General features: G+C 67.5%; 17 protein-coding genes. 11 read left to right on the top strand and 6 right to left on the bottom strand.

Annotated elements, in window-relative coordinates; translation table 11 throughout:
• Positions 1 to 40: 40 nt before the first annotated feature.
• The 6 genes from I2487_RS07515 to cydC all read left to right on the top strand — a co-directional run bounded on the left by I2487_RS07515 (position 41) and on the right by cydC (position 9713).
• A complete protein-coding gene (locus tag I2487_RS07515) occupies positions 41 to 790 on the top strand; it encodes an ABC transporter ATP-binding protein (protein WP_207171242.1) in 750 nt (249 codons plus the stop codon).
• A complete protein-coding gene (locus tag I2487_RS07510) occupies positions 787 to 3441 on the top strand; it encodes an ABC transporter permease (RefSeq protein WP_207171243.1) in 2655 nt (884 codons plus the stop codon). Before I2487_RS07515 ends, I2487_RS07510 begins: the two co-directional genes overlap by 4 nt.
• Before the next feature lie 251 nt (positions 3442 to 3692).
• Positions 3693 to 5111, top strand: coding sequence for a cytochrome ubiquinol oxidase subunit I (locus I2487_RS07505; RefSeq protein WP_207171244.1), 1419 nt, complete (start codon positions 3693 to 3695; stop codon positions 5109 to 5111).
• 36 nt (positions 5112 to 5147) lie between these two features.
• The gene (gene cydB, locus I2487_RS07500; protein WP_207171245.1) at positions 5148 to 6164 is read left to right on the top strand and encodes a cytochrome d ubiquinol oxidase subunit II; all 1017 of its coding nucleotides are present in this window, start codon (positions 5148 to 5150) and stop codon (positions 6162 to 6164) included.
• 16 nt (positions 6165 to 6180) lie between these two features.
• Positions 6181 to 7962 carry a thiol reductant ABC exporter subunit CydD gene (gene cydD / locus I2487_RS07495; RefSeq protein WP_207171246.1) on the top strand — a complete coding sequence of 594 codons (1782 nt, stop codon included), beginning with the start codon at positions 6181 to 6183 and terminating at the stop codon, positions 7960 to 7962.
• On the top strand, positions 7959 to 9713 hold the full coding sequence (gene cydC, locus I2487_RS07490; protein WP_207171247.1) for a thiol reductant ABC exporter subunit CydC: 1755 nt from the start codon (positions 7959 to 7961) through the stop codon (positions 9711 to 9713). The genes cydD and cydC overlap by 4 nt, the downstream gene beginning before the upstream one ends.
• A 229-nt stretch (positions 9714 to 9942) precedes the next feature.
• On the opposite strand, the gene I2487_RS07485 is transcribed toward cydC, so the two are convergent.
• From I2487_RS07485 to ectA, 5 genes are all read right to left on the bottom strand, one after another.
• Positions 9943 to 10113, bottom strand: a complete 171-nt coding sequence (locus I2487_RS07485; protein ID WP_207171248.1) for a hypothetical protein — start codon at positions 10111 to 10113, stop codon at positions 9943 to 9945.
• A 110-nt stretch (positions 10114 to 10223) separates the two neighbouring features.
• Positions 10224 to 11372, bottom strand: coding sequence for an ABC transporter ATP-binding protein (locus tag I2487_RS07480; RefSeq protein ID WP_207171249.1), 1149 nt, complete (start codon positions 11370 to 11372; stop codon positions 10224 to 10226).
• A gap of 318 nt (positions 11373 to 11690) precedes the next feature.
• Complete coding sequence (locus tag I2487_RS07475) at positions 11691 to 12089, bottom strand: ectoine synthase (RefSeq protein WP_106122196.1); 399 nt, start codon at positions 12087 to 12089, stop codon at positions 11691 to 11693.
• Between the two features lie 46 nt (positions 12090 to 12135).
• Positions 12136 to 13422: a diaminobutyrate--2-oxoglutarate transaminase gene (gene ectB / locus I2487_RS07470; RefSeq protein WP_207171250.1), complete on the bottom strand. Its 1287-nt coding sequence runs from the start codon at positions 13420 to 13422 to the stop codon at positions 12136 to 12138.
• 123 nt (positions 13423 to 13545) lie between these two features.
• Positions 13546 to 14091, bottom strand: a complete 546-nt coding sequence (gene ectA, locus I2487_RS07465; RefSeq protein ID WP_207171251.1) for a diaminobutyrate acetyltransferase — start codon at positions 14089 to 14091, stop codon at positions 13546 to 13548.
• Positions 14092 to 14378: 287 nt separating this feature from the next.
• Between ectA and I2487_RS07460 the strand changes: the two genes are divergently transcribed.
• Both I2487_RS07460 and I2487_RS07455 read left to right on the top strand, forming a co-directional pair.
• The gene (locus I2487_RS07460; RefSeq protein ID WP_207171252.1) at positions 14379 to 15800 is read left to right on the top strand and encodes a uracil-xanthine permease family protein; all 1422 of its coding nucleotides are present in this window, start codon (positions 14379 to 14381) and stop codon (positions 15798 to 15800) included.
• A gap of 118 nt (positions 15801 to 15918) precedes the next feature.
• Positions 15919 to 16119: a CsbD family protein gene (locus I2487_RS07455; protein WP_036475668.1), complete on the top strand. Its 201-nt coding sequence runs from the start codon at positions 15919 to 15921 to the stop codon at positions 16117 to 16119.
• 130 nt (positions 16120 to 16249) lie between these two features.
• Here I2487_RS07455 and I2487_RS07450 read toward each other — a convergent pair whose 3' ends face one another.
• Positions 16250 to 17776, bottom strand: a complete 1527-nt coding sequence (locus tag I2487_RS07450; protein WP_207171253.1) for an amidase — start codon at positions 17774 to 17776, stop codon at positions 16250 to 16252.
• Between the two features lie 87 nt (positions 17777 to 17863).
• On the opposite strand from I2487_RS07450, the gene I2487_RS07445 reads away from it, so the two are divergent.
• The 3 genes from I2487_RS07445 to I2487_RS07435 all read left to right on the top strand — a co-directional run bounded on the left by I2487_RS07445 (position 17864) and on the right by I2487_RS07435 (position 21055).
• Positions 17864 to 18193 (top strand): rhodanese-like domain-containing protein, encoded by a 330-nt coding sequence (locus tag I2487_RS07445; protein WP_207171254.1) that lies wholly within the window; start codon positions 17864 to 17866, stop codon positions 18191 to 18193.
• A complete protein-coding gene (gene pheA, locus I2487_RS07440; RefSeq protein WP_207171255.1) occupies positions 18190 to 19164 on the top strand; it encodes a prephenate dehydratase in 975 nt (324 codons plus the stop codon). The genes I2487_RS07445 and pheA overlap by 4 nt, the downstream gene beginning before the upstream one ends.
• A gap of 391 nt (positions 19165 to 19555) precedes the next feature.
• Positions 19556 to 21055 carry an endo-1,4-beta-xylanase gene (locus I2487_RS07435; protein WP_207171256.1) on the top strand — a complete coding sequence of 500 codons (1500 nt, stop codon included), beginning with the start codon at positions 19556 to 19558 and terminating at the stop codon, positions 21053 to 21055.
• The last annotated feature ends 2 nt before the right edge of the window (positions 21056 to 21057 follow it).

Here is a 21057-nt window from a genome sequence, read left to right as displayed (position 1 = left end):
CCGATGTGGGAGCATCCCCCTCGTTCGTAATGTGAAGTCCATGATCACCACACTGACTCCCGCCCTGCGCGCCAGGGCGCTGAACAAGACCTACGGCACCGAGGACGCGGCGGTCCACCCGCTGCGCGACCTCTCGATCGAGTTCCCTGCCGCGCGGTTCACCGCGGTGATGGGCCCCTCCGGCTCCGGGAAGTCCACGCTGCTCCATGTGCTCGCCGGATTGGACACCGCCGACGACGGCGAGGTGATCCTGTCCTCGGAGCGCGGAGAGACCACGCTGACCGGGCTCAGCGAGAAACAGCTGACCCGGGTCCGCCGCGAGAGCATCGGCTTCATCTTCCAGGCCTATAACCTGGTCCCGGCGATGACCGCCGAGGAGAACATCCTGCTGCCCACCAACCTGGGCGGCGGATCCGTGGACCAGGACTTCTACGCCCAGGTCATCGACCGGCTCGGGCTCGCCGACCGACTGGCGCACCGTCCCTTCGAGCTCTCCGGCGGGCAGCAGCAGCGCGTGGCGGTGGCGCGTGCCCTGGTGGGCAGGCCCGCGGTGATCTTCGCCGACGAGCCCACCGGCAACCTGGACCAGAGAACCGGCGCCGAGGTGCTGGGGCTGCTGCGCACCGCAGTGGACGAATTCGGTCAGACGGTCATCATGGTCACCCACGACGCCAACGCCGCCGCTCAGGCCGACCGCACCGTGCTGCTGGCGGACGGCCGCGTGGCAGGCACGCTGGAGAAGCCCACCGCGGAGCAGCTCGCCGCCGCGCTGATCGAGGCCGGCCGATGAGCCGCAACCCGGTGCTCCGGGTCAACCTGCGCTCGGCGGGGAAGAAGCTCGTCGCCGCCGGCGCGGCGGTAGCCATCTCGGTCGCCTTCATCGTGGCCGGAGTGCTGATGCTGGACTCCTTCACCCGCGGCCTCAACCAGCAGATCGAGGCCGACGCTGCTGGAAGCGAGCTGATCATCGATACGATGCGGCTCTCCGCCTGGGATGAGGACACCGAGGAGTATCTGCGCGACGACGTCGAACTGGCGGAAGCCATCCGAGAGCTGGACGGGGTCGCCGTCGCCGACGCCATCGGCTCCGGCTACCTCAGTGAGGTGTCCGCGGACGGAAGCTCAACCATCGGCTTTGAGGTGGGCGAGCAGTCAGAGACCCGGGTCGGGGAGATCAGTCAGGGACGTGAGGCCGAGGCTGATGACGAGCTCGTGGTCAGCTCCGCCGCCGTCGAGGGCAGGGGCCTGGAGCTCGGTGACACCTTGACCGCGCAGAACTTCGTCTACGAGGAGGACGCCGGAGAGGGCACAGAGCCGACCGTGGAGGAAGAGGACTACACGGTGGTGGGAGTGGTGGACACCCAGGGTGTCCCGCGCGGCTTCCTCACCGCCGAGGGGATGGACCGGATGCCCTCCGGCACAAGCCCCGCGGAGATCCGCGTGCAGCTTGATCCCGGAACCGATGCTGCCCAGGTGCAGGCCCAGATCCAGCGGCTCCTCCCCGAGCAGGCGGAGGGACTGGAGTCCCAGCGGGCCGCGGAGCTCACCGGTCTCGAGGTGCAGACCACCGAAGAGATCGTCGATGCCCGCATGGCCCAGCAGTCCGGAAGCGCGAACGTGCTGGCCTACCTCGCCATCGGCTTCGGCAGCATCTCGGTCTTCGTCTCCGGGCTGGTCATCTCCAACACCTTCCAGGTGCTCGTCGCCTCCCGGCAGCGGACCCTGGCGCTGCTGCGCGCCATCGGCGCCACCTCCACGCAGCTCAAGCGCGCGACCCTGCTCGAGGGCGCACTCCTGGGTCTGATCGGCGGCGCGGCCGGGGTCGTGCTGGGTGCCGGGGCGGCACTGGGCTTCTCGCTCATCGCCCGTGCCACGTTCGCACCTGCGCTCCCGCTGGCCACGCCCACCGTGCTCGCCGCTGTGATCGGACTCGGGCTTGGCCTGGTCGTCACGGTGCTCTCCGCGCTGCTCCCGGCGATCAAGGCCGGACGCGTCTCACCCATGGCCGCCCTGCGTCCGGTCGGGCTCAGTCCGGCGTCGGCTCGGCTCTCGAAGCCGCGCCTCGTGGTGGGACTTCTGCTGACCCTGGGCGGGTTCTCCGCGGTGCTCGCCGCCGCGCTGCTCGCGACTGCTCAGAACAACCCGCTCCTCCTGCCGGCGCCGCTGGTGGGCGTGGCCGGTGCGATGATCGGCTTCTCCGGGGTCCTGCTGCTGGCGCGCCTGGTCGTGCCGCCGCTGGCGGCGCGCGGGGGACGTCTGTTGGGAGCCCTGCCCGGGCTGCGGGTCAACGCTCCGCTTGCCGGTCAGAACGCCCGGCAGGTCCCTGGGCGCACGACGGCGACGGCGTCGGCTCTGCTGGTCGGGGTCACGCTGGTGGGCACCATGATGGTGGGCGCCTCGACCGCGCAGAAGGTGCTCTACGACGAGCTGGCCGAGCAATACCCGGTGGAGGCTTCGATCAGCGCCATGGACGAGGACCTCGACGCCGACCTCGATGCGAGCTCCCTGGTGGGAGCCCACTCCAGCGCACCCGGTGCGCCGGTGACCATCACCGGCAGCCGTGGAAGCACCGAGAGTCAGGCCGTGCTCGTCGATGAGGAGACCTTCGCCGAGGTGGCCCGCACCGAAGGACTGGCGCCCGGGCGGGACGAGGCGATCGTCTCGCCGCAGCTCAACGCCGAAGGAGCGGTCTTCGACGGCGAGCAGCCCGAGCTGGAGCTGACCCCGTATGGCACCTGGAGCTCCGGTGCCGAACATCAGGCCATCACCGTCCAGGGGACCGCGGTGTCCTGGCTGCCCGCCGGTATGGTGCTGATCTCTGCGGAATCGCTGCCGGAGGAGGCTCAGGTGCAGCCCCTGGCAGAGGGCGCCGGCCCGTGGACCTTCACTGCGGAGAACGGCATCACGCTGGTGCGCACCGCCGAGGGGATCAGCTCGGACGAGTCCTACGGGCTGACCACGCTCTTCCAGGATCACGCCGAGGAGTACAACGACATCGGGGCCGTGATGCGAGCAAGCTACGGCGAGACCATCGACATGGTGCTGTTGATCGTGCTGGTCCTGCTCGGCGCCTCGGTCCTGGTCGCCGTCATCGGGGTCAGCAACACGCTCTCGCTCTCGGTGCTGGAGCGTCGCCGGGAGGCGGCTCTGCTGCGGGCGGTGGGCATGAACCGCCGCTCGGTGGGGCAGATGATCACCATCGAGGCGGTGCTGCTGGCTTCAGCGGCGCTGCTGATCGGCACCGGGCTCGCCGTCTTCTTGGGCTGGGCCGGCGTGGCCTCGATGGTCGCGATGCCGGACTGGACCGTCGCGGTGGATGTGCCCTGGCTGCGGCTGGCGATGCTCTGGGGGATCACCCTGCTGGCCGCCGCACTCGCCGCGCTGCTGCCCGCCCGGGCGCTGTCCAAGGTGGAACCTGCCGCGGGGCTCAGCGAGGACTGATCAGCAAGGATCGAACCGCGCACCCGGCGCCGCCCCCTGCGGCGTCGGGAGTGCGCTGAGTGGTTCACCACACTTTTCTACATCGTGTAGAAGAACTCTTCTACACGACGTAGAATTCGAGTACAGCGGACGTCGCGACAGCGTGACAGCCTCCGTGGACGACCAGCGTCACCCGGGATCATGACCCGCTCCCGGGAGCAGGTCTGGCGCCCGGCAGCGGAGGCCCGCCCGTGCTGTTGAGGTGGGAATGCATGGAAGAGTTCTTCGATCCGCTGGCCCTGGCCCGCTGGCAGTTCGGCCTGACCACGCTGTATCACTTCATCTTCGTCCCGCTCACCATCGGCATGGCGCTGATGGCGGCGATCATGCAGACCGCATGGTTCCGCACCAAGGACCTCAAGTACCTCCGGCTGACCCGGCTCTTCGGCAAGATCTTCCTGATCAACTTCGCCATGGGCGTGGTCACCGGCATCGTGCAGGAGTTCCAGTTCGGAATGAACTGGTCGGAATACTCCCGCTTCGTCGGTGATGTCTTCGGAGCGCCGCTGGCCATTGAAGGACTCGCGGCCTTCTTCCTCGAGGCCACGTTCATCGGCCTGTGGATCTTCGGCTGGGACAAGCTCCCGCGGCTGGCTCATCTGCTCTGCATCTGGATGGTCTTCTTCGCCAGCGCGATGTCGGCCTACTTCATCCTGGCGGCCAATGCCTTCATGCAGAACCCGGTGGGCTACACCATGAACGCCGAGCGTGGCCGGGCGGAGCTGACCAGCCTCTGGGAGGTGCTCTCGAACCCGGTGGTGCTCGCGGCCTTCCCGCACACCATTCTGGCGGCAATCATGTTCGCCGCCACGGTGATGATCGCCGTCGCCGCCTGGCACCTGCGCCGCAATCAGCACCTCGAGACCATGCGCACGGCGCTGAAGGCCGGTCTCTGGACGAATGTGCTCGCCTTCATGGGCGTGGGCCTCTCCGGCGACCAGCTCTCCCTGGCGATGGTCGACGCCCAGCCGATGAAGATGGCGGCGGCCGAAGGCCTCTATGAGACCACCAGCGCCGCGAGCTTCTCGATCTTCACACTGGGCACACCCGATGGCGCCAGCGAGCTGTTCTCGATCCGGATCCCGCACCTGCTCTCGCTGCTCTCCACCCATACCCTGGACGGCGAGGTCGAAGGGATCAACAACCTCCAGGCGCAGTACGTCACCCAGTTCGGCCCCGGCGACTACTCACCCATCATCTGGATCACCTACTGGGCGTTCCGCTGGATGATCGGGCTCGGTGCCTTCTCTGCCCTCATCAGCCTGTTGATGCTCTGGTTGACCCGGAAGAACGCTCCCCAGCGCAGCGCTCTGGTCCAGGATCGGCTCTGGAGGGTGCTGATCTGGACCGCGCCGCTGCCCATGGCCGCCTCACTGGTGGGCTGGATCTTCACCGAGATGGGCCGCCAACCCTGGATCGTCTTCGGGCTGATGAAGACCGAGGCCGCGGTCTCCCCGAATGTTGCCGGATGGCAGGTGGCGGTCTCACTCGCGGCATTCACCGCCATCTACGGCATCCTCGCCGTCGTGGAGTTCAAGCTCATCGTCAAGGCGGCCCAAGAGGGACCACCGGAGATCACCCAGGGAGACGGTGAAGATGCGGAACCTGACTCGCTCGCCATCGTCTACTGAGTCGCCGCGCGCCGCGCAGGAAATGAGGATCTTCTGATGGACATCGAACAGATCTGGTTCGCCCTGGTGGCGTTCTTCTTCATCGGTTATTTCGTGCTCGACGGGTTCGACTTCGGAGTGGGCATGGCGCTGCCGCTGCTGGGACGCGATGACACCGACCGCCGCGTCATGATCAACACCATCGGTCCGGTCTGGGACCTCAACGAGACCTGGGTCATCGTGGCCGGTGCCGTGCTCTTCGCCGCGTTCCCCGAGTGGTACGCCAGTCTCTTCTCCGGCTTCTACCTGCCGCTGCTGCTGATCCTGCTCGCCCTGATCCTCCGCGGGGTCAGCTTCGAGTACCGGCATCAGCGCAAGCACCCCGAATGGGCCGCGCGGTTCGACCTGATGATCATCATCGGGTCCTTCCTGCCCGCCTTCCTCTGGGGCGTGGCCTTCGCCAATATCGTGCGCGGAGTCCCCATGGACGCAGACCACCAGGTCAGCATCTCGCTCTTCGGGCTGTTGAACCCCTACGGCCTGCTCGGCGGGGCGACCATGGTGCTGCTGTGCCTGGTGCACGGGATGATCTTCATCGCGCTGAAGACCGAAGGCGAGATCAGGGTCCGCGCCCGGTCGATGGTCCTGCGCTTCATGGTGCCCACCATCGCGGTGGCCGCCACGTTCCTGCTCTGGACCGTGGCCATGCACGTCGAGGTGGCGCACCTGGGCTGGATCATCGCGCTCGCGGGACTCGCGGCGTCCTCCCTGGTGGCCGCGGGACTCTTCAGCCTGGGCGGCCGCGAGGGATTCGCGTTCTTCGCCATGGCGCTGAGCATCGCCTCTGCTGTGGCGACGCTGTTCGTCTCGCTCTTCCCCAATGTCATGCCCTCGACGACGACGCCGGAGGGCACCCTGACCATCATCAACGCGAGCTCCTCGGAGTACACGCTGGGGGTCATGCTCTGGGTCGCGCTGATCACCACGCCGCTGGTCATCGGCTACCAGGCCTGGACCTATTGGGTCTTCCGTCGCCGGCTGGGTCGCGACCACATCCTGGCCGCCACCCACTAGCTCGGAAGGAGACGCGATGAAACCACTGGATCCGCGGCTGCTGCGCTACGCCGCCGCCTCTCGGAGCTTCCTGGTGGTCGCGGCGCTGCTCGGCCTGGCCCAGGTGGCGCTGGTGATCGCCTTCAGCTGGCTGTTGGCCTCGATCCTGGCCCGCGCCGCCGCGTGGGCCGGGATCCTCGGAGAGCAGCCCGGGCTCGGCGACGCTGCGCTGCTGCCCGAGCTGGTGCCCGCACTTCTCGGCCTGGCGATGGTGGTGCTGGGCCGCGCGGCGCTGGCCTGGGCCATGGAGTCTGTGGCCGCGCGGGCGGCGGTGAAGGTCAAGAGTCAGCTCCGGCTCGGCTCCGCCCGGGCGCTTGCCGAGGGTGTTGCCGCCGGTCAGGGTGATGCGCCCTCTCGAGGCAGCGCTCACGCCGTCACCGTGCTGGGTGCCGGGCTGGACGCACTGGACCCCTACTTCTCCCGCTATCTGCCGCAGCTGGTGCTCACGGCACTGGCCATCCCGCTGCACCTGAGCGTGCTCGCGACCCAGGATCTCACCACCGCGGTCATCGTCGCGCTCACGCTCCCGCTGATCCCGCTGTTCATGGTGCTGATCGGGTACACCACCCGGACGGCGCAGCAGCGCCAGTGGAGACGGCTCGATCATCTCTCGCGGACCTATCTGGATCTCGTGGAGGGTCTTGCCACGCTGAAGGTCTTCAACCGGCAGCATCATCAGCGGAAGAATCTGCGCGAGCTCTCCGAGGCGCAGCGCCACGGCACCATGAAGGTGCTGCGAGTCAGCTTCCTCTCCGGGTTCGTGCTGGACCTGGCCGCGAGCCTTTCGGTGGCCCTGGTGGCCGTCTCGGTGGGGATCCGACTGATCGACGGGCAGATGGACCTGGCGGTCGGTCTCTTCGTCCTGCTGATCGTGCCCGAGGCCTACGCGCCGCTGCGCCAGGTGGGCACGAACTATCACGCGGCCGCCGAAGGCGTGGCCGCCGCCGAGGACGTCTTCGAGATCCTCGACGCCGCTCCGGCTCGCGGCGAGGCGGTGGAGGTCCCGGACGCAGGAATCGGCGAGAACCGGATCGCCGGGCCCCGGGACCTGGTCATCAGCAGGCTCCGTGTGGAGCGCGGCGGCGTCGCAGTGTTCGAGGGGCTGGACCTGGCGGCCCCTGCCTCTGAGCTCACGGTGCTGGCTGGGCCCAGCGGCATCGGCAAGTCCACCCTCTTCGCGGCGATCCTGGGGTTCCTCGACTTTCGCGGAACGATCCTGCTTCCGGCCCAGGACGCGGGGGGAACGACGGCGCAGCTCAGCGGCGCGGGGCGACGCGAGCTCATCGCCTGGAGCGGCCAGCGCCACGGGCTGCGCAGCGGAACGATCCTGGAGAACATCCTCATGGACCACGGCGGGGACGGGGCTCGGGTCCGCGGCCGGACCCTGGGTTCCAGCGCCGGGAGCCAGCAGCTGGCCCGGGAGGCGCTGAGCGATGTGGGGATCACGGCGACCGATCCCCAGCTGAGCCTGGACCGGCACCTCGGGGTACGTGGGGCAGGACTCTCCGGTGGTCAGGCCCACCGGGTCGCCATCGCTCGAGCCCTGGTCCGGGCGCGCAGCCAGGACTCTCCGGTCCTGCTCCTGGACGAGCCCAGCGCGGCGCTCGACGATGCCGCGGAGGCCCGGCTGATCCGCACCCTCAAGTCTGAGGCGGCGGCCGGTCGGACCGTGGTGGTGATCAGCCACCGCCGGGCATTCCGGGAGGCGGCGGACCGAGTGATCGATCTCGCGACGACCTCATCTGAGGTGAGGGCATGACGGTGACGACCCAGGACAAGGCAGCGCTCCGGCAGGCGCGCAGCCTGCTCTCCGCCTCACGCCCGCCCTGGCGGCAGATGGCGCCAGGAGTGCTCTTCGGGATCCTCTCCGGGCTCAGTGCCGTGCTGCTGCTGGGAAGCTCGGCATACCTGATCACCCGTGCCGCCGAGCAGCCTCCCATCCTCTATCTGGGTCTGCTGGTCGTCGGGGTCCGGGCCTTCGCCCTGTCTCGTGGGTTCTTCCGCTACCTTGAGCGACTGAGCACTCACGACGCAGCCTTCCGCGCGCTCAGCGAGGTCAGGGTGGACGCCTTCTCCCGGTTGGAGCCGCTGGCCCCGGTGAAGCTCGGGCCGCGCCGTCGAGGGGATCTGCTCACGCGAGTGGTGCGTGACGTCGATGGCCTCACCGACCTGCCCACACGGGTGATCCAGCCCCTGGCATCCTCGGCGACCGTGGTGGTGGCGACCCTGGCGGCGGTCGCCTGGTTCTCCCCGGCAGTGGCTCTCACCCTGGCCGCGCTGCTGGTGGTGACGCTGCTGCTGGGCACGGTGGCTACCGAGGCGATGACGGTGCGCGCCGAACGCCGCACGGCGCAGCTGCGCGGCGCACTGGCCGATGAGGTGGTGGACCTCGTCGCTGAGCTCGATGTCCTGATCGCCTATGACGCGGTGGATGCCCAGCTGAGCAGGGTCCAGGAGGTTGACGCGCGACTGCGTCGTGAGGCTCTGCTCGGCGCCAGGGGCGCAGGGCTGGTGGCCGCCCTGCTCGCCGGTGGTCTGGGAGCGGCGGTGCTGGGAGCACTGCTGCTGGGGATTCCCGTCCTGCAGCCCGCGGTGCTGATGGGCCCCGAGATGACGTTGGGCTTCGCCGAGGTGGACCCCGCGGTCCTCGCCACGCTGGCGCTGATCCCGCTTGCAGTCTTCGAACTGGCAGCAAGCGTGCCGCTTGCCTGGAGCGCACGGCGCAGGGTCCTCACCCACGCCCGTCGTATCGCAGAGATCGCTCCCGAACCCGAACGCTCGGAGAAGGCCCCGGTCGGGCAGAAGGGGCGAAGCTCAGCCCCCGAGGATCTCGCGCTCGAGCTGCACGACTTCACCGTGCACTGGCCCGACGCCCCCTCGGCCGTCAGTCTGCCCGTCTCGGTGAGGCTCGCCCCTGGTGAGAATCTGCTGGTCACCGGCCCCAGCGGTGCTGGGAAGAGTGCACTCGCGCTGGGACTGACCGGATTTCTCGCCTATGAGGGCCGGTATCGGACCGCGGGAGGCGCCGCGGATGCGCTCAGCCCGGAACAACTCCGAAGCCAGGTGTGTCTGATCGAGCAGGATGCCCACATCTTCGACTCCACGCTGCGGGCGAATCTCGCGCTGGCTCATCCGCGTGGACCGGAGGAGGCCGGCGATGAGGAGCTCGAGGAGCTGCTGCGCGCCGTCGGACTCTGGGACTGGGCACAGTCGCAGCACGGGCTGGACACTCCGGTGGGCATGTTCGGCTCTCTGATCTCCGGAGGTCAGGCGCAGCGCATCGCGGTCGCGAGGGGCCTGCTCTCCGGCGCAGGGGTGCTGATCCTGGATGAGCCGACAGCCCACGTGGACGAGCAGATGGCGCAGCAGCTGCTCGAGGAGCTCCTCGGCGCGGCGGGTGGACGGCGAAGTGTGGTTCTGATGACCCACACGCAGGTGCCGAGCAGGCTGTACTCGCAGTCCCTCCGGATCGAGCCGGCGCCTCGGAGCGAGGGCCCGGCCGCCGGGTGAAGGTGCGCCAGAGGCGCGGACAGCGCGTTCTCGGCACAGCAAGAGGGCGGGATCCGAATACTCGGACCCCGCCCTCTCAGGTGTTGCTCGATTCAGCGGATCACGTCACCAGGATCACGATGATCACGATGAGCAGGATGCCGGTGAGGCTGATCGGAAGAATGCGTCCCATGTTATGTCTTGCCTTTCAATGATGAATTCGTCTGGTCGGTCATGCACTTCTCCTGCGTCACCGTCTCGTCACTGCCCTGATGATGAAGAGAACCCCCACCACCACCAGGATCGCGAGGACGATGTTGAAGAACAGGTTCACGACGATGCCAAACAGCCAGAGGGCGATCCGTAGGACCACCAGCACCAGCACAATGGAAATGACAATAGACATTGCTCTATTGGCCATGGACTCCACCTTACGGGGCTCTACCTGTACAGTTCCTGAGTACTCGGGCGTCGACCCCCGGCTTCAGAGCGGTCAATCCCTTGTGACCTGGGGCGATGCTGGACTCAAAATCAGTCCTCTGCGTCGGCCAGGGCCTCCACGTCGGAGAGTGAGGCGTGCGGAGTGTGCTCCGGGACATAGCCGTTGAGGCGCAGGCCGTTCTCGACGTCGAACAGGTGCACATGGTTCGGGTTCGGTTTGATCGTGACCCGCTCGCCGCGCATGGGGGGACGGCGTCCGTCCACCCGGACGATGAAGGGCTGGAAGGTGTTGATGCCGTCGGGGGTGCCGAAGATGTAGGCGTCGGCGCCCAGCTCCTCGACCAGGTCCACGGTCATCGGCAGGCCGGATCCGTCGCTGGTGAGCTCCATGTCTTCGGGACGCACGCCCAGGATGACCTGGTCGCCGTGGGCCTTGTCCAGGTGGCCGTCGGGGATGGGGATGACGTCCTGGCCCACGACGATGCCCTGGCCCTGGATCTTGACCTGGAACAGGTTCATCGCGGGGGAGCCGATGAAGCCGGCCACGAAGACGTTGGCGGGTGTGTCGTAGAGGTTGCGCGGGGAGTCGACCTGCTGCAGCACTCCGTCCTTGAGCACGCAGACTCGATCGCCCATGGTCATGGCCTCGACCTGGTCGTGGGTGACGTAGACGGTGGTGGTCTGCAGCTCGCGGGTCAGTGCGGCGATCTGCGTACGGGTCTGCACGCGCAGCTTGGCGTCCAGGTTCGACAGCGGCTCATCCATCAGGAAGACCTTGGGGGAGCGCACGATCGCGCGGCCCATGGCCACACGCTGACGCTGACCGCCGGAGAGCGCCTTGGGCTTGCGCTCCAGGTAGGGGACCAGGTCCAGAATCTCAGCGGCCTTCTTCACCCGCTCGGCCCGCTCCTCCTTGGAGACGCCCGCGATCTTCAGTGCGAAGCCCATGTTCTCGGCCACGGACATATGCGGGTAGAGCGCGTAGTTCTGGAAGACCATCGCGATGTCGCGATCCTTGGGCGAGACGTGGGAGACGTCCTCGCCGCCGATCATGATGGCTCCCTCGTTGACCTCTTCGAGGCCGGCGAGCATGCGCAGAGCGGTGGACTTGCCGCAGCCGGAGGGTCCCACCAGGACCAGGAACTCGCCGTCGGCGATCTCGAGCTGAAGCTGATTGATGGCCGGTCGCGCGCCCGGGGTATAGATCCGGCTGGCGGAGGCATAGGTCACAGAAGCCATGATGATATGTCCCTTTCACGGGCAGGTACGTGCCCGACGATCCGTAGTGAAGGTGATTGTGGTGACACAAGACTCACGTGTGATGGGTCACATGTCTTGTGCATCACATCACAGCTCCCGGCAGAAGTCCAAAAGCGGCTCTCCCCCTCCAGCCGTCCTGGCGGGCCCGCAGGGCGCCACGGCCTGCCAGCTGGATGACCCCAGACACGCACGACGGCGCCGGCCCACCCGATCCACGTCAGTTCTGCGTGGTTCAGGCGGGCCGGCGCCGTCGTGCGCTGCGACTCGGCGCAGCGAAGAGCTCAGCTGTTCAGCGGATCAGGCGTTGTCGTCCTCGAGGATCAGAGGGTAGACGCCGTTCTCATCGTGGACCTCGCGGCCGGTGACCGGGGGGTTGAAGACGCAGACCACGCGGATCTCCTCCTCCACCTCGACCCGGTGCTTCTCCTGGCCGTCGAGCATGTAGAGGAAGCCATCGGTGATGGTGTACTTCTCTCCGGTCTCCAGGTCGGTCAGCGTGCCCTTGCCGCCCACGCAGTAGACGGCCTCCACGTGGTTGGCGTACCAGAACTCATTGGTGGTGCCGGCGTAGAGCGTGGTCTCATGCAGCGAGAAGCCGACCTTCTCCTTGGCCAGGACCATGCGCCGGGAGCGCCAGTTCTCCTGCTGGATGTCGCGGTCGGTGCCGTTGAGGGCGTCGATGTTCAAGGTGTACACGCAGATCTCCGATCAGTGGCGGCTCAGGTTGCGGGGGCGAAGGGTTTTACCGGGGTGCTCGCAGGCGGGAAGGCTCTCCGAGGTTGCCGGTGGCCGCGAGAAGGGACTCCTCGATGATGGCCAGGCCCTTCTGCAGATCTTCGGACTCGATGTTCAACGCGGGCATCAGTTTGATGACCTCGTCCTGCGGTCCGGAGGTCTCCACCAGCAGATTACGCTTATACGCCTCGGCCGCGACCTTGCCGGCCGTGTCGGGGTTGGGGAAGTGGATGCCGGTGAGGAATCCGCGTCCCCGGATCGAGGAGCCGGGGACGTGTTCGGCGATCCGCTTCAGCCCCTCGTTGAGCTCGGCGATCCGCTCGGCGAGCTGGTTCTGGAAGCTGTCGTCGGCCCAGAAGAGCTCCAGCGCGCGGGCACCGGTGATGAAGGCGAGGTTGTTGCCGCGGAAGGTGCCGTTGTGCTCCCCGCCCTCCCAGACGTCGAGCTCGGGCTTGAACAGGGTCAGCGCCATGGCCAGGCCGTAGCCGGAGATCGACTTGGACACGCAGACGATGTCCGGGTAGAGGCCGGCCTCCTCGAAGGAGAAGAACTTTCCGGTGCGTCCGCAGCCTGCCTGGACGTCATCGACGATCAGCAGGATCTTGTGCCGGCGCAGCAGGTCGGCCAGCGATTTCAGCCAGTCCATCCGGGCGGCGTTGAGGCCGCCCTCGCCCTGGACCGTTTCCACGATCACCGCGGCGGGCTTGTCCACGCCGGAGCCGGAATCCTCGAGGATCTTCTCCAGCCACAGGAAGTCCGGCATATCGCCGTCGAAGTAGTCGTCATAGGGGATCTTCGAGGAGTTCGTCAGCGGGATGCCGGCGCCGCGGCGCTTCATCGAGTTGCCGGTCACCGAGAGCGCACCCAGGGTCATGCCGTGGAAGGCGTTGGTGAAGGACAGGATGTGCTGGCGTCCGGTGACCTTGCGGGCGAGCTTCAGCGCCGCCTCCACCGTGTTGGTGCCTGTCGGGCCGGGGAACATGACCTTGTAGTCCATGTTGCGCGGTTCCAGGATGACCCGCTCGAAGGTCTCCAGGAAGCGCCGCTTGGCCGGGGTCTTCATGTCCATGGAGTGGGTGACGCCGTCGTTGGCGACGTAGTCCACCACGAGGTCGCGCAGCTCGGGGTGGTTGTGCCCGTAGTTCAGGGCGCCGGCACCGGAGAAGAAGTCCAGGTAGCGGGTGCCGTCCTCGGTCCACTGGTAGGGGCCGGAGGCCTTGGCGAAGGTGGCGGGCCAGTTCATGCAGTAGCTGCGGACCTGGGATTCGCGTGTGTCAAAGATGTCTGTAGCCATGGTGCTCATCTGTCCTTACGTTCCGGGGAAGTCGGGCGGGATAGTCACTCGGAGCGACGGCGTGGCCGCCTGAGGCGGCGCAGCGAAGCGAGCGTGCTCAATAGAGGTCTGTCGGTCAGCCGGTCAGCTCAGCGGAGCCACCGTGTAGAGGTCCTCGGCGGCATGGACCTCGCCAGACTCGTCGGCTGAGGGGAAGTCGGCTTCGGTGAAGAGCGCAGCAGTGGTGATCTCGGCTCCCTTGTCTCGTGCGAGGCCGGTGAACAGCGCGATCGAGGCCGCGTTGTCGGAGGTGATGGTCGTCTCCAGTCGGCGCGGGGCGACCGAGTCCACCAGGGTGCCCAGCATCCGGGAGGCCAGTCGGCGGCCGCGAAAGCGGGAGTCGACGGCGACCTGCCAGATGAACAGGGTCTCTGGGTCGCTCGGACGTCGGAATCCGGAGATGAATCCCGCGGGCTCCCCGTCGACCTCGGCGATCACCGAGGTTTCGGCGAAGTCCCGCGCCCACAGGATGTAGGCGTAGGGAGTGTTCACATCCAGCACGCCGGTTCCGGCGGCGAGCCTCCACAGGGAGGTGCCGTCCGCCACGGTGGGCGTGCGAATCTCAACTCGTTCCGAGCCCGTGGAGGCGTCGGTGGAGTTCTGGGCAGGAGTATCTGCGGTCTCAGGCATCGACCTCAACAGTAGTGAGCCAACATTGAGATTCAACCGAGAACCTCGTGAATATGCGGTGAAATCCTCACCCAGAGGGCTCGGAGAAGTTTAGTGCGGGGGTTATCGGTGCCGTCGCATCCCAGTCGTACCAGGGGCACTGGCGTCTGGACGACTTCTTCGCGATGAAATACTGCGAATGTAATTATCATGTGATTCAACTTATGAATACCTAAAGACCGGAACGTGACGTGTCCCATGCTCAGGGCCTGCGCTGACGGTGCTCAGGTGAAGCTAAGGTGGCTGTGATGACTACGCAGAAGAAGAGCCGCCTGCCAGGTTTTGGCTGGACGCTCCACGGTGACGGCAAGACGGTCCGACCCGGCGCGGTGGTGACCCCCGACGAGCGGCTGGGCTGGCTGCAGACCACCGGCGTGGGCATGCAGCACGTGGTCGCAATGTTCGGGGCTACCTTCCTGGTGCCGCTGATCACCGGATTCCCGCCCTCGACCACGCTGTTCTTCTCCGGCGTCGGGACCGTGCTGTTCCTGATCATCACGGCCGGTCGCATCCCCAGCTACCTCGGCTCCTCCTTTGCCTTCCTCGCTCCGGTCGGTGCCGCCACGGCGCAGTATGGCATGTCAGGAGCTCTCGGCGGGATCTTCCTGACCGGACTCGGACTCACGATGGTGGGCCTGATCGTGCACTTCGCCGGCAGCCACTGGATCCAGCGACTGATGCCTCCGGTGGTCACCGGCGCGATCGTGGCGCTGATCGGGCTGAACCTGGCGCCTGCCGCCTGGAACAATGTCAACGAGGCGCCGGTGACCGCGACGATCACCATCGTGTCGATGCTGCTGGCCGGCGTGCTCTTTCGTGGGCTGCTGGGTCGGCTCTCCATCCTGCTCGGGGTGGTCATCGGCTACCTGGTGGCCGTGCTGCGGGGCGAGGTGGACTTCTCCGGCATCGGCTCCGCCGGCTGGGTCGGCCTGCCGGAGTTCACCACTCCAAGCTTTCACATCGGCGTGCTGGGCCTCTTCATCCCGGTGGTGCTGGTGCTGGTGGCGGAGAACGTCGGGCACGTGAAGTCCGTGGCGCTGATGACCAAGCGAGACCTCGATCCGGTCACCGGCCGCGCCCTGATGGCCGATGGCGCCGCGACCATGCTGGCCGGCACCGGCGGCGGTTCCGGGACCACGACCTACGCCGAGAACATCGGCGTGATGGCCTCCTCCCGGGTCTACTCCACCGCCGCCTACTGGGTGGCTGGTCTCTTCGCTATCGCCCTGGCCCTGCTGCCGAAGGTTGGCGCAGTCATCGCCACCGTGCCGGTCGGGGTGCTCGGCGGGGCCGGGACCGTGCTCTACGGCATGATCGGAGTGCTCGGGGTGCGTATCTGGGTGCAGAACCGGGTGGACTTCGCGAACCCGATCAACCTCGCCGTCGCCGGTGTGCCGCTGATCATCGCGATCGCGAACTTCACCATGGTCTTCGGCGAGATCGTCTTCGAGGGCATCGCGCTGGGCAGCTTCGCCGCCCTGGCCATCCATCATGTGATGAGCGCGATCGCCCGGTGGCGCGGCACCGACGTCGGCTTCGCCACGGAGGACGAGGATGCCCTGGCCACTCCTTTCAACGCCGAGGACCTTGCCTCCCAGACCGAGGCCGAGACTGATGCCGAGGCCGAGCGCCGCGCGCCCGCTGCCGAACCGGAGCGGCGCGACGACTAGGTGTCGACGCGGCATCGGTTGGCTGTGAATTCCCTGGAAAATTTCCCATCCGGGTGACAGCACTGAGCGCGGTCGGTAACGTGACCAGAGACCTGTCCGCCGATGAAGGGAGTCACCCATGGGACTCGATGACAAGACGAGCAACAAGACCGAAGAAGCTACCGGCTCCGCCAAAGAGGGCTTCGGCAAGCTGACCGGCGATCGGGAGACCGAGGCCGAAGGCAAGGGCCAGAAGAACCAGGCGAAGGCGAAGGATGTTGCTCAGGACGCGAAGGACAGCGTCAAGGGCTTCGCTGAAGGTCTGAAGAAGAACAACTGAATCTGACCTCACCGCTCCGCTCACCGCGGAGTTGAGAGATTCCCAGCGCCGGGTTCGATACATCGAACCCGGCGCTGTCGTCTGCGCGGCCGCCTCCGAGGGTCGGCCCTCGCCCGAAGTCCCTGGCCGCTCAGCCCTGCGTCATGGTGCCGGCCAGCGCCAGCAGCTGCTCTTCCGACCCGGTGCGTCCGATCAGCTGGATCGACCAGCTCAGCCCTTCGGCGTCGGTGTGGGTCGGGACGTTGATCGCCGGGAGACCCATCACGTTGACCACCGAGCTGTAGGGGGTGAACCGGCACTGCTCCCGGTAGTTCTCCTTCGGATCCAGGCTGGCGAACCATCCGATCTCCGGCGGCGCGTAGGCCAGCATTGGAGTGGCCAGAATGTCCCAGGGGCCCATGAAGGCCTCGGCGTCGGCGGAGAAGTGCTCCAGGGCGGCGATCGAGTCCCGGGTCTGCTTCTCCGGGCGATGCTTGGCGAGCTCGATGAAGTAGCGCGTCAGCGGGGCCATAGCCTCCAGCTGTTCCACCGGCGGATCCAGCTCCCCCAGCGGGGTGGTCCACAGCGCCTGGAAGTGCCGGTGGTAGTCCTCGGGCCAGAAGGCCTCCGCGCCGGTGCAGTGGCTGCTGCCCTCCACGATGTGTCCACGCTGCTCCAGGGCTGCCAGACCCTGTTCCAGGGCCAGGACTGCCGATTCGGCAAGGACGATGTCCAGGTCAGGGGAGAACGGCGATTCTGTGGTCACGCCGATGCTCAGCTGGTCCATCCCATGGTTCAGCGCGTGACGCACCTGGCGCAGCGCCGGGCCTGCGGGGAGGCCGTCCGCCTCGGAGGAGGGGTGGAAGCGGTGGCCGGCCATCACGTCGAAGAGCAGGGCCGCATCTTCTGCGGTGTGGGCGATCGGTCCGGACACCGCCAGGTTGCGCACGCTGCGGGCCTGTTTGTCATCCGGAAGCCGTCCGCGCCCGGGTTTCAGCCCGATCAGGCCGCAGGCGGCCGCGGGGATGCGGACGGAACCGCCGCCGTCGCTGCCGGGCGCCATCGGGAGCATGCCCGCGGCGACCGCGGCGGCGCCGCCTCCGGTGGATCCGCCCGCGGTGCGCTGCGGCGCCAGCGGGTTCCGTGCCGCCGGGGCGAGTTCATTCTCCGAATAGCAGGGCAGCCCGAACTCGGGGACCTGGGTCTTGCCGATGCTGATCGCCCCCGCGGCGTGGACCCGGCGGGGGAGGGGGTCGTCCTGGGCGGGGGTCCGCGCGGGAAGGGCCGCTGTGCCACGGGTGGTGGGCATCCCGGCCACGTCGAGGAGGTCCTTGAATGCGGTGGGCATCCCCAGGAGCGGCGCCCGCGCCGCAAGCTCCTGCCTGGCGGCGCTCCGGGCCGAACCTGACCGGGAGTCGAGCACGGTGCGGCGGACCTGATCGATCTCCGCGGCGCGCAGCAGCGCCGATTCCGGATCCAGGTGGAGGTAGGCGCCGAGCTGGTTCTGCGACGCGGCGGCGGTGATCGCTGTGCGGGTGAGCTCCACGGCGGAGACCTCACCGGCGACGAGGTCCCGGCGCCACGCGAGGGCGCTGGCGGCGCGGAAGTCGGTCAGCACGGGCGTGGGGCGCCGAGAGGGTGCTCGGCTGTGTGGGGCGGGATCGGCTGGATGCACCATGGGCTCACTCTATGCGGACGGAACTTGGCAGGGGCTAGTCTTGACAGCGCAGCAGAGAAGATCATTCCGCACTGGAGGAGGCCGCAGATGGCAGATTTCGAGACCGTCCGCGCCGCAGAGGTCCCCGCCGATGCCGCGCTGCTGGACGTGCGCGAGGACTACGAGTTCGCCGAGGGTCACGCCCCGGAGGCCCTTCACATGCCGGTCGATGAGGTCCCGGCACGGTTCGAGGCGGAGCTCGACCCGGATCAGGACTACTACGTCATCTGCCGCACCGGTGGGCGTGCGGTGCAGATCACAGCCTGGCTGACCGCTCAGGGCTATTCCGCGGTGTTCGTCGCCGACGGCATGGGAGGCTGGCTCGAGGCCGGGCGTCCGATGGAGTCCTCCACCGGCGAAGCGCCTCAGGTTCGATGAGCCGCTCCGCCGACCCGGCCGCGACCGTCGCCGCGCAGTCCGCGACCGGCGCGTCGAGGTACTCCTTCCTCGGGCCCGCGGGCACCTTCACCGAGGCCGCCCTGCTGCAGGTGCCCGGTGCGGACCAGGCGGAGCGCGTGCCCGCCGGCTCGGTGCTGACCGCTCTGAACCTCGTCGAATCCGGTGAGGTCGACGCCGCGATGGTGCCGATCGAGAACTCGGTGGAGGGCGGGGTCACGGCGACCCTGGATGCCATCTCGGTGGCCCACGAGCTGCATATCCTGCGCGAGGAGCTGGTCGAGATCAGCTTCGTGCTGGCGGCCCCAGCCCCGCTGGCCCTGGACCAGATCCGTAGCGTCTCCACCCATACTCATGGTTGGGCCCAGGTGCGGCGCTGGGCCGAGTCCGCGATCCCGGACGCCGAGTTCGTGCCCGCCTCCTCCACCGCCGCTGCGGCCCGTGGGCTGTTGGAAGAGACCCCCGTGGCCGACGCCGCGGTCTGTTCGCCGCTGGTGGCCGAGCAGTTGGGCCTGAGCGTGGTGCAGCGCGGCATCGAAGATGTGACCGGAGCGGTGACCAGGTTCGTACTGGTCTCCCGGCCCGGTGCCATCCCGCCGATGACCGGGGCGGACAAGACGACGATCATGATCCCGCTGCCACAGGACCGGGCGGGAGCCCTGATGGAGCTGCTCGAGCACTTCGCGACCCGGGGGGTGAACCTCTGCCGGATCGAGTCCAGACCCACCGGTGACGGTCTGGGGCAGTACTACTTCTCGATCGATCTCGAGGGTCATATCGAGGAGGCGCGCGTGGCCGACGCGCTGGCCGGGATCCATCGGATCGCGCCCGGAATCCGGTTCCTCGGGTCCTACCCCCGTGCGGATCGCAAGACCCAGCTGCTCACAGCAGAAGTCTCCGACGAAGCCTTCACCGCCGCGGCCGCGTGGATCAGCTCGCTGAGACACGCGTAAGCGAGCCCGGCGAGGGCCCCGCACTCGGCGCAGCCGAGGGTGGGAGCCGGGTGAGTGGGATCAGCTCGCTGAGACACGCGTAAGCGAGCCCGGCGCGGGCCCCGCACTCGGCGGAGCCGAGGGCGGGTGCCGGGTGAGTGGGATCAGTCGTCGTCGACATGTGCCAAAAGGTCTCCACTCCTGTCCAAATGCGGTGTGAGCGTTGACACAGCGCTGATGAATTTTTAGTCTTCTGGTAATACAAAATGGTGTCCTGGATCACAACCTGGCCCTCCGGTGGCGCATAAGTTCTGATCAGCGCCTCCCCAAGGATGGCTGTCTCGGGTCACCGTCTTGTATCGCGGCATACGCCGCCGTCCATGCACGTCAATGGCGACCACGAGGAGAATGCATGTTCACCCGATCGAACCGACGAACATTGACCGCCGCGGTGGTCTGTGCGGGCGCACTCGCGCTCGGCACGCCCACCATGGCCGGAGCTGTCCCAGCACAGCAGGCCACCACGCTGACTGCGGATGCAGGCGTCAGCGCCAAGGGCGCTGAGAAGGCAGGCCAGAAGTCCCAGGGGCGCCCCGATCACGCGGGCCAGTCCGGCAGGCCGGATCACGCGGGTCAGTCCGGCAGGCCGGACCATGCAGGTCAGTCCGGCAAGCCTGACCATGCAGGTCAGCCCGGGCCCCCGGATCACGCCAAGGGCAAGGGCAAGGGCAAGGGCAAGGGTCCCGGCCACGGCGGGGGAGAGGACTCGACCGGGCAGACCCAGTGTCAGTTCGCCCCGGAGGGCGGGGAAGCCGAAGGGTCCTGGGATCGCGACTCCCTGGCCGGTGTGGCCCCCGATGACCTGCGGATCGGCAACATCGCGGCGGGCGGCGGACACCACTCCGACGCCGACTACCCCGATCCGTTCCCCTCCGATCCGCCCTACCGAGATCACCTCGCCTCCGAGTATTCATCGGTGACCCATGAGAACTACCTGAAGTGGGAGTTCGTCCAGCCGGAGCAGGGGGTCTATGACTTCGAGCAGGCCGACGCCGTCGTCGCCTTTGCCGAGGCCAACGGCATGGACCTGCGCGGCCACGCCCTGTCCTGGCACTCGCAGAACCCGGACTGGCTCGAGGAGGGTGACTTCACCGAGGCTGAGCTGCGCGAGATCCTCGAAGACCATGTCCGCACCGTGGTCTCGCGCTATGCCGGCTGCATCGACCAGTGGGACGTGGCCAATGAGATCTTCCAGGACGACGAGGCTGCCAGCATCCGCGACAGCGAGAACATCTGGATCCGTGAGCTCGGCCCCGAGATCCTCGACGACGTCTTCACCTGGGCCCACGAAGAGGACCCGGAGGCGCTGCTGTTCTACAACGACTACAACGTCGATGGCCTCAACGCCAAGGCGGATGCCTACTACGACCTGATCCGCGAGCAGCTCGAGCGCGGTGTGCCGGTGCACGGCTTCGGTGCCCAGACCCACCTGTCCATGCAGTACGGATTCGACGACAGCTATCAGGAGAACCTGCAGCGCTTCGACGATCTGGGCATCCACACCGCGGTGACCGAGATCGACGTGCGCGGCGAGGTCGATGAGAACGACATGATGTCACCGGAGGACCGGGCTGGCGCCGCGGAGCGCTACGCCACGGTGCTGCAGGCCTGCCTGGAGGTGAGCCTGTGCAACTCCTTCACCATCTGGGGAACCCTGGATGCGCAGAGCTGGGTGCCCAACACCTTCCCCGGCGAGGGTGACGCCACGGTGCATGAAGGTGACTACGAGCGCAAGCCCACCTACTGCATCATCCAGCGCACGCTGGTCGAACATGTTGAAGGTGCGTCCGCCTGGGAGGATGACGCCAGCTTCGAGGAGTGCCGCGGCATCCTTGAATCAGCAGGCCTCTGATT

This window comes from Nesterenkonia sp. E16_10, assembly GCF_017347085.1.
Classification (GTDB): Bacteria; Actinomycetota; Actinomycetes; order Actinomycetales; family Micrococcaceae; genus Nesterenkonia.
Note: the sequence above shows the minus strand (reverse complement) of the source record. Positions and strands in the feature narration are given on the sequence as shown.

Coding starts and splice junctions, on each gene's coding strand:
- I2487_RS07455 (WP_036475668.1), top strand. CDS start 15,919: ATGGGACTCGATGACAAGACGAGCAACAAGACCGAAGAAGCTACCGGC.
- cydB (WP_207171245.1), top strand. CDS start 5,148: ATGGACATCGAACAGATCTGGTTCGCCCTGGTGGCGTTCTTCTTCATC.
- ectA (WP_207171251.1), bottom strand. CDS start 14,091: ATGCCTGAGACCGCAGATACTCCTGCCCAGAACTCCACCGACGCCTCC.
- I2487_RS07445 (WP_207171254.1), top strand. CDS start 17,864: ATGGCAGATTTCGAGACCGTCCGCGCCGCAGAGGTCCCCGCCGATGCC.
- I2487_RS07510 (WP_207171243.1), top strand. CDS start 787: ATGAGCCGCAACCCGGTGCTCCGGGTCAACCTGCGCTCGGCGGGGAAG.
- I2487_RS07460 (WP_207171252.1), top strand. CDS start 14,379: ATGACTACGCAGAAGAAGAGCCGCCTGCCAGGTTTTGGCTGGACGCTC.
- I2487_RS07480 (WP_207171249.1), bottom strand. CDS start 11,372: ATGGCTTCTGTGACCTATGCCTCCGCCAGCCGGATCTATACCCCGGGC.
- I2487_RS07485 (WP_207171248.1), bottom strand. CDS start 10,113: ATGGCCAATAGAGCAATGTCTATTGTCATTTCCATTGTGCTGGTGCTG.
- ectB (WP_207171250.1), bottom strand. CDS start 13,422: ATGGCTACAGACATCTTTGACACACGCGAATCCCAGGTCCGCAGCTAC.
- I2487_RS07515 (WP_207171242.1), top strand. CDS start 41: ATGATCACCACACTGACTCCCGCCCTGCGCGCCAGGGCGCTGAACAAG.
- I2487_RS07505 (WP_207171244.1), top strand. CDS start 3,693: ATGGAAGAGTTCTTCGATCCGCTGGCCCTGGCCCGCTGGCAGTTCGGC.
- cydD (WP_207171246.1), top strand. CDS start 6,181: ATGAAACCACTGGATCCGCGGCTGCTGCGCTACGCCGCCGCCTCTCGG.
- I2487_RS07435 (WP_207171256.1), top strand. CDS start 19,556: ATGTTCACCCGATCGAACCGACGAACATTGACCGCCGCGGTGGTCTGT.
- I2487_RS07450 (WP_207171253.1), bottom strand. CDS start 17,776: ATGGTGCATCCAGCCGATCCCGCCCCACACAGCCGAGCACCCTCTCGG.
- cydC (WP_207171247.1), top strand. CDS start 7,959: ATGACGGTGACGACCCAGGACAAGGCAGCGCTCCGGCAGGCGCGCAGC.
- pheA (WP_207171255.1), top strand. CDS start 18,190: ATGAGCCGCTCCGCCGACCCGGCCGCGACCGTCGCCGCGCAGTCCGCG.